Below are 6,890 nucleotides of genomic sequence, written 5' to 3' on the forward strand. Positions count from 1 at the left end.
AGTTCGCGTGTGGTAAGATGATGATAGGTCATTTGTGATATCCTTTGCTTTTGTTTGTGGTTATTCAAAAGTCTATCACAGATGGCTTTTTTATGTTTCTAACTTAATTTTACAAACCGGGAAAATAAAAAAGTTGAAAACTAACACTTTGGTGAGCGGATAGTTTTCAACCTACTTCAAACCGAACTTAATAAGCTCGATAGTAATAGCTAAATACCTTAAAGCTATTACTAATTTAAGTATATTATTTTTGCTCTTCTTTTGCAATTAATAAGACCTTCCTGAGCTTTTAGGTTCGTTTGAACAGAAAAGAAAGGAAGGCTTTTGTATTATGAAATACACCTTATGAAATACATTAGTTGTGATTGCGATAAAGTGCTATATCACAATGAAGAATAACAAGATCCTAATTTAGAAGTCTTTGATGGGCTTAAAGATTCGATTCTTGATTACCTATTTGTTGCGGATGATAGTGAATGGGAATCACCTATTACAACGCCGGAAGAAGTGGGTACCCGTGAACAGAAAAATATTATTTCTCATCAATATGTGCTGAAATACCCAGGCTATCCGACAATTGGTTATATTTTATATAGAAATGAGAATGATAGGCCATTTAGCTTCTGGGATTTATTAAGCGTAGTCAAACAATACCTTAATGATGTCTGTTATAAGCAAAAATATTCTGATATGGAAATTAAAGGTTATGCTAAAAAGCTTGCTGAGCCAACTGAGACTATTAAAAAGAATCTTTTTTCAACTCGCATCCCTCCGATTTTGGTTGCTGGGTATTTTGGTGGCGTAGATGTCTCGGCTTATGTTGATTGGTATAAATATTTGGACAATGTTAATAGGAAAAACGAGGCAAATGTAATCACACTATATCAACATGCATTTTTTACCCGCCAATTTGTTGCAGAAATCGTGAGCCCAGATCGCCATTGTAAAGTGCCTTTGACATTACAATATCGTGACATGATGGCGTTGGGACCGCAGGGTGGATTAAAGAAAATTGGCGAAATGGTCAACCAACCAAAGATTGATACGACAATTTGGGATAAGGAAGACGGAAAGCCATCTGGTTATTACAAGACGCATATGCGCGAACTATTGCAATCGCGTCCAAATGATTACAAAAAGTATGCCATGACAGATGCTGAAATCACATTAAAATATCTTGGCTTCGTGTTGCGTATGGAGCAAGAAGCGTACGAAGCGGGACTGTTAAAACAAATGTATATTCCTGCAACTCTGACTGGTTTGTCTGACCAGTTAACGGCACACTATTTAGAACAGCCTTACAGCCGAAAACAAGTAGCTAATTTATCACGAAAGATTTTTGGCGATGAATTAGAACAATATTTACGGCCTAAATATTACAATCAACTCCCATCTAATGAAGAAGAGTGGGAAGAACTTGTATCAGAAATTAGTAATACCAAAAGGAAAAGCGTAAGGCAGAAACATCAAACGCTAATCAGAAAACTAGAATCATATCTATCGCGTGACTCAATTGTTACTGCACTAAATGAAAAAGGTCAGCCAATTGAGTTATTGAATACAGATGATTTATTGCAACGGATTAATTTTGAAAAGCTCTATGAGTTAAATCCAAAATTGAAAATTGAAGATTTACTCAATAAAGAAAAGAAGATTCGGCATTATAAGCCTGTGGCGAAAATTAGTAATGATGTAGCATTAAAATTCAACTCGCTTGCTTATCAGTTTGCGCGAAAAAAATCTAATGAATTATTGACATGTGAAGAGTTAGTGGATTATTTGTGGGAAAAATCTGTATATAAGAATTATTTCAATAAGAAATGCAATAGGTATGAGTTGTTAGAGGTTGACTCATCATATTGGATGGCCAAAAAAGTTAATTTCTTTGGCACACATAATGGATACTATTTTACTGAAACAAGTAGTTATAGCCCTAAGCATGAAAAAGGTGTACATGACATGACCACATTGCAAGCGGACGATGCTTATAATTCGGCATTTTCAATGGCACTAAAAGCATATACCGGTGGTCAGAATTTATGTTACAACCCCGGCATTATTGAAATGCCGTACGTGTATGATATTGATCTTAAATCAAGCTATGTTAATGCAGGACTTTTGATTCCTGACTTAAGGCTAGATGTTCCTCCGTTAATGGAAGTAACGAATAGTAATAGTAAGCATTTTAAGAATTTATTGCCGAAAATGCCGAACGGTGCTTTCACAGTTGGTGTTGCTGATGTGGATTATAAACTACCTAAGGACATTAAACGGTCACCATTAGGCGTTAAAGCTGCAATAAAAAATGCTACACCGCGTTATGTTACGGAACACAAACGGGCAATCTTACCTTTAATTACACTGATCGATCTTGTTGAAAATTATAATGCTGAGATTTATGTTCATCGCTTAATCGTTCCAGATCAAAAGAAACTTACTGGTAAACTCGTTAATGTTTGCCCATCTGGTAAGGCACAAGCATGGACTCTTGAACAACGCAATTTAGCCAAGAAAAAATATGGTAATAAATCTGCTGAGCAAGAGCTTTTTAAGCTATTGGGGAATGGTGCCTATGGAAAGACTGCACAAGGCTTGAATGCTAAAACTTCAAAAGTATTTGGGACAAATAATAGTTATTATGTACCCGTATCTAAGTCGACTAACCCGCTCATTGCAATGCAATATACTGCTATTGCTCGATATCAAGTCAATTTTTTAATGGATTTGCTCGATCGCCTTTACCCCAATAATCTTATCCCATCGGTTACAACGGATGGATTTATTTGGGCGGGCAATCAGCCTCTTGATAAGGATGAGATTGTTGAAGCAATTCGAAAAAATGCCCCAAAACAATGGGTTGACGTTAATGATAATTACTTTAATGGAAATTTCTTTGAATTCAAGTCAAAATTGATTGATGACAAAAAAGAGTGCTCAAAAAACACTACTCTTGTTAATCTTAAAACACGATTTAACTTTACTTTAGACGGCAGAATTGAAGCACTTGCGGGAGTACGAAATGTATCATTACAAAGTATCTATCATGATCTGATAAATAACGTTACCACGATTAAAGTCGATCAACACCGGCTTTCAAGTCTCGATGATATGAAACATCGAATTGACAATAAGCATCTAATGTCAGAATGGGATCAACCAACGTATCAATCATTATCATTTGACTTTACCAGTAAGCCAATTGATTTTCATGATAATGGAGATGGAACTGGGTATTATAATACAGAGCCTTTTAAGACGGTTGAAGAAGCAGAAACATTTAAAGAAAATATGAAGACTTATGCTCAACTGTTCCCACTATTTGATTCAAAATACGCCTATGCTTTTCTGAAATTAGATAATTATTTAGTTCGCACCCGTAATGGTTATAAAATTGCTTGGGTTAAAGAAGATGTAATCTTAAAAGGTAATAACTATCTAGATTTAGTTCACAACTACCAGAGCAATTATCGATGGAAAGTATTGCTAAGATACTTAGCTAAGCATGAAGAAAAATATAATCTGAAGGCTATCTATAATGATATGTTTTTAAGCCGTTACAGTTCTTTCTCTGGTTTTAAGCAAAGCCTTAAACGCTCTAAAGGTAAGTTCATCAACCCTTTAGTTGAGTTAAAGGAAAATTGGTATCAGAAACTTCGCAAATATGAAATTAGTTAAAGCTTTGCTGTTGTAAAAAATTTATGAAAACAGACCGGATTAAAATTAGGAACATAAAATATAGGAGGAAATAAAATTATGGATAATACTAATAATCTAGAACTCGAAAGTGAATTGTGTGGTTTTCACCTTTATGAAAAAGAGGGTTCAGCTAGGGCTCATATCTTGGATCCTGAAAATGTCGAAAAAGAATATTCCCTTTATTCTGGCAAAAGTGCATATGACGATATTTGGGATATTATTAATATCTTGGACCGCATCAATTTAACCAGTGCCAAGGATGATTGGGGGTACTATGACATGGCAGTAGTATGCTATATGGATGAATTAGGATTAAAAAAAGAAGATTTCAAATTAGATGAAAATGGTGAATTCGATCTTGATGCAGGTGAACCACTTTCTACGATTTCTGAAAAAGAAGCAGAATATTTTAAAGGGAAGCCACTTGAAGACCTTGTTGGGTATTGTTACAGCATCAAAGATTATATTGGATCACCTAGTTATAAGCTTTATGCGGTTGTAACTACATCCCTAGATGATATGGCACATAAAGTGGAAGTTGGGGATTTAGAGTTTGACGAAAGTGGAAATGTTGATTTATCGACAAAGAATGTCCTCCACTATATTGAAGACGATATTACAATTGAGGCGCGAATTGACGATTTGCTTGGTTCAAGCTCTCCCGATTTGGATGAGCTTGATGAAGCAGAATCACTTCTTCCGATTTATGAAAAGTATGAAGGCTGTAAACAATTTGTTGACAGCTACAAGGAAACGATAGCTGAGTTTAGGGAATCACTTAATGAAGACTAATAAGGGGTAAATTATAGTGATGAAAAAGGAAGTACCAATTTGGCATAAGGCCAATTTGACGATTAATGAAGCTGCTGCTTATTCAAACATTGGCTTGAGCAAGCTAAGAGAAATGACTGAGAGCGAAGACTGTAATTTCGTGTTGTGGGTTGGCAATAAGCGATTGATTAAACGTGTCCTCTTTGATAAGTATTTAAGCGAAATCTACTCAGTTTAATTAGCTCTTAAAATAAAGACTAGCATGCTAAAATATTGGTATGCTAGCCTTTTATCTAACTAAAGGAGACTTTACCATGATAAAACGCCGTAAGGATAGCAAAAATAGGGTGCTAAAAACGGGAGAAAGTGAAAGGAAAACAGGTGGTTATCAATATCGGTGGGAAACAGGAGATGGAAAGCGCCATTATATTTATGCCCAAACTTTAAGAACGCTTAGAACTAAAGAAAAGAAAATAGTCCATGATATTGATGATGGAATTCGAACTAATAATCTAAACTTAACCTTAAATGACCTATACAACATTTGGATTAATGTGAAGAAAGGCTTGAAACCTAATACCTTTAACAATTATCGATACATGTACGAACATTTTGTCCAAAAAAGTATAGGATTATATAAAGTACGCTCGCTGCATAGAACCGATATTAGACGATTTTATAACAATTTAGTAGATGATAACGGCCTCCAAATTAATACGGTAGGTACAATACATTTAGTTGTTCATCAAGTTCTACAATTGGGCGTTGAAGATGATATACTGAGAAAAAATGTTAGTGATGGAGGTTTAAAAGAACTGAAGAAAGTTAGAGGATTGCACGGTACTAAACGCAAAGCTTTAACAATAGCTCAGCAGAAACTCTTTTTAGATTTCATCAAAAACGATCTAAAATATAAGCATTGGTATCCTACTTTTGCTGTTATGATAGGTAGCGGATTAAGAGTGGGTGAACTAACTGGCTTACGCTGGCAAGATGTCGACTTAAAGAATAATATGATTAATGTCACCCATACATTAGTATTCTATGATCGATCAAAAGCTAGTCACACAGGATTTGGTATTAATACGCCAAAAACTAAGGCTGGATATAGGTCTGTGCCTATGATAAAAACGGTTAGAGAGGCCTTAATCAATCAAAAACAATATCTAGAAAGCAATAATCTCAAGTCTGTTGATAATATTGATGGATTTCAAAACTTCATTTTTATTAATCGATTTGGTCACGTACAACATCAGGGAACGCTAAATAAGGCACTTAAAAGGATTATTAGAGATGCAAACTGTGACGTTTTAAATAGAAATCCTACTATTGATGAAGAAACTTTATTGCCTGATTTTAGTTGCCATACATTAAGGCATACATTTACAACCAGGCTAATAGAATCAGGTATGAATGTTAAAGTTATCCAAGAAGCATTAGGACACTCTGATATTCAAACCACACTTAATATTTATGCGGACGTGACGAAAGAACTAAAAAAGCAACAGTTTGCTCACTTTGACGATTTTATTGCTGAAAATGATTGAATACACCTTCAATACACCAAAAATACACCATTTTTTTAAAACTTATGAAGAGTTGTGACGGGATATGAAAGATAAGAATGCTAGTAATAAAGTAGTGACAAGATATGGAGACTTATAAACGATAAAATTTCTTTTCCCAACGATGCGTCCGGAGAAGGAAAGCAAGAATAAGAAGAAGTAGAATTAAAAAATACCCAATCGTTTTTAGCGGTTGGGTATTTTTGTACTCAATTAAATACAGGATAATTTTTAATTACTGCTGAAAAGGAGAATCAAAATAGAAAAAATAGTACGGATATTATTTTGAACGTGATATGTTTTATTTGCTCATATCCGTATTTTATCCTGATTATATGTTTTAAAGTTCACTTTCACAAAAGTAATTTAAATATATTTTAAATGGCGTTGACAATTATTACAATTAACTGTATAGTAGTTAGCGTTGTACGGAGCAACGGAACGTTAATCGATTTTAATTAAAAATGTTGTTGACGTTTTATCGCTTGTATGATATATTATAAAAGTTGCTTGTTATGAGTTGAGTCAAAATGGAAACAAATTTCTTGTTGACAGACTTGTGACGATGTGATAAAATAATTTTGCTGATTTTGATCAGTAAATGGTAGACCTTTGAAAACTGAACAAAGTTTCGACGAATCAAATGTGTAGGGTCTTCAATCACTTCGGTGATTTGAAGCAAAGCATTTGCGAAGTCAATTCGCTTAATAACTTTTAATTTGAGAGCTATCTCAGATTCTTATATTTTATATGAGAGTTTGATCCTGGCTCAGGATGAACGCCGGCGGTGTGCCTAATACATGCAAGTCGAGCGCACTGGCCCAACTGATCTGACGTGCTTGCACTGAAGTGACGATG

At 34.6% G+C, this 6,890-nt stretch carries 4 protein-coding genes and 1 rRNA gene; all 5 read left to right on the forward strand.

The window, feature by feature from the left end; translation table 11 throughout:
- Window positions 1-507 precede the first annotated feature (507 nt).
- Entirely contained in the window at window positions 508-3,675 is a 3,168-nt protein-coding gene (locus OCT58_RS09720) for a hypothetical protein (RefSeq protein WP_267202641.1), read from the forward strand.
- A gap of 78 nt (window positions 3,676-3,753) precedes the next feature.
- Window positions 3,754-4,488 carry a hypothetical protein gene (locus tag OCT58_RS09725; RefSeq protein ID WP_267202642.1) on the forward strand — a complete coding sequence of 245 codons (735 nt, stop codon included), beginning with the start codon at window positions 3,754-3,756 and terminating at the stop codon, window positions 4,486-4,488.
- A 19-nt stretch (window positions 4,489-4,507) separates the two neighbouring features.
- Entirely contained in the window at window positions 4,508-4,705 is a 198-nt protein-coding gene (locus tag OCT58_RS09730; RefSeq protein WP_085720294.1) for an excisionase, read from the forward strand.
- Window positions 4,706-4,781: 76 nt separating this feature from the next.
- Entirely contained in the window at window positions 4,782-6,014 is a 1,233-nt protein-coding gene (locus OCT58_RS09735) for a site-specific integrase (RefSeq protein ID WP_267202643.1), read from the forward strand.
- A gap of 764 nt (window positions 6,015-6,778) precedes the next feature.
- Window positions 6,779-6,890: ribosomal RNA gene (locus OCT58_RS09740) — 16S ribosomal RNA — on the forward strand; the annotation flags it as partial.

It is taken from the genome of Limosilactobacillus kribbianus (assembly GCF_026413145.1).
GTDB classification, from domain to species: Bacteria; Bacillota; Bacilli; order Lactobacillales; family Lactobacillaceae; genus Limosilactobacillus; species Limosilactobacillus kribbianus.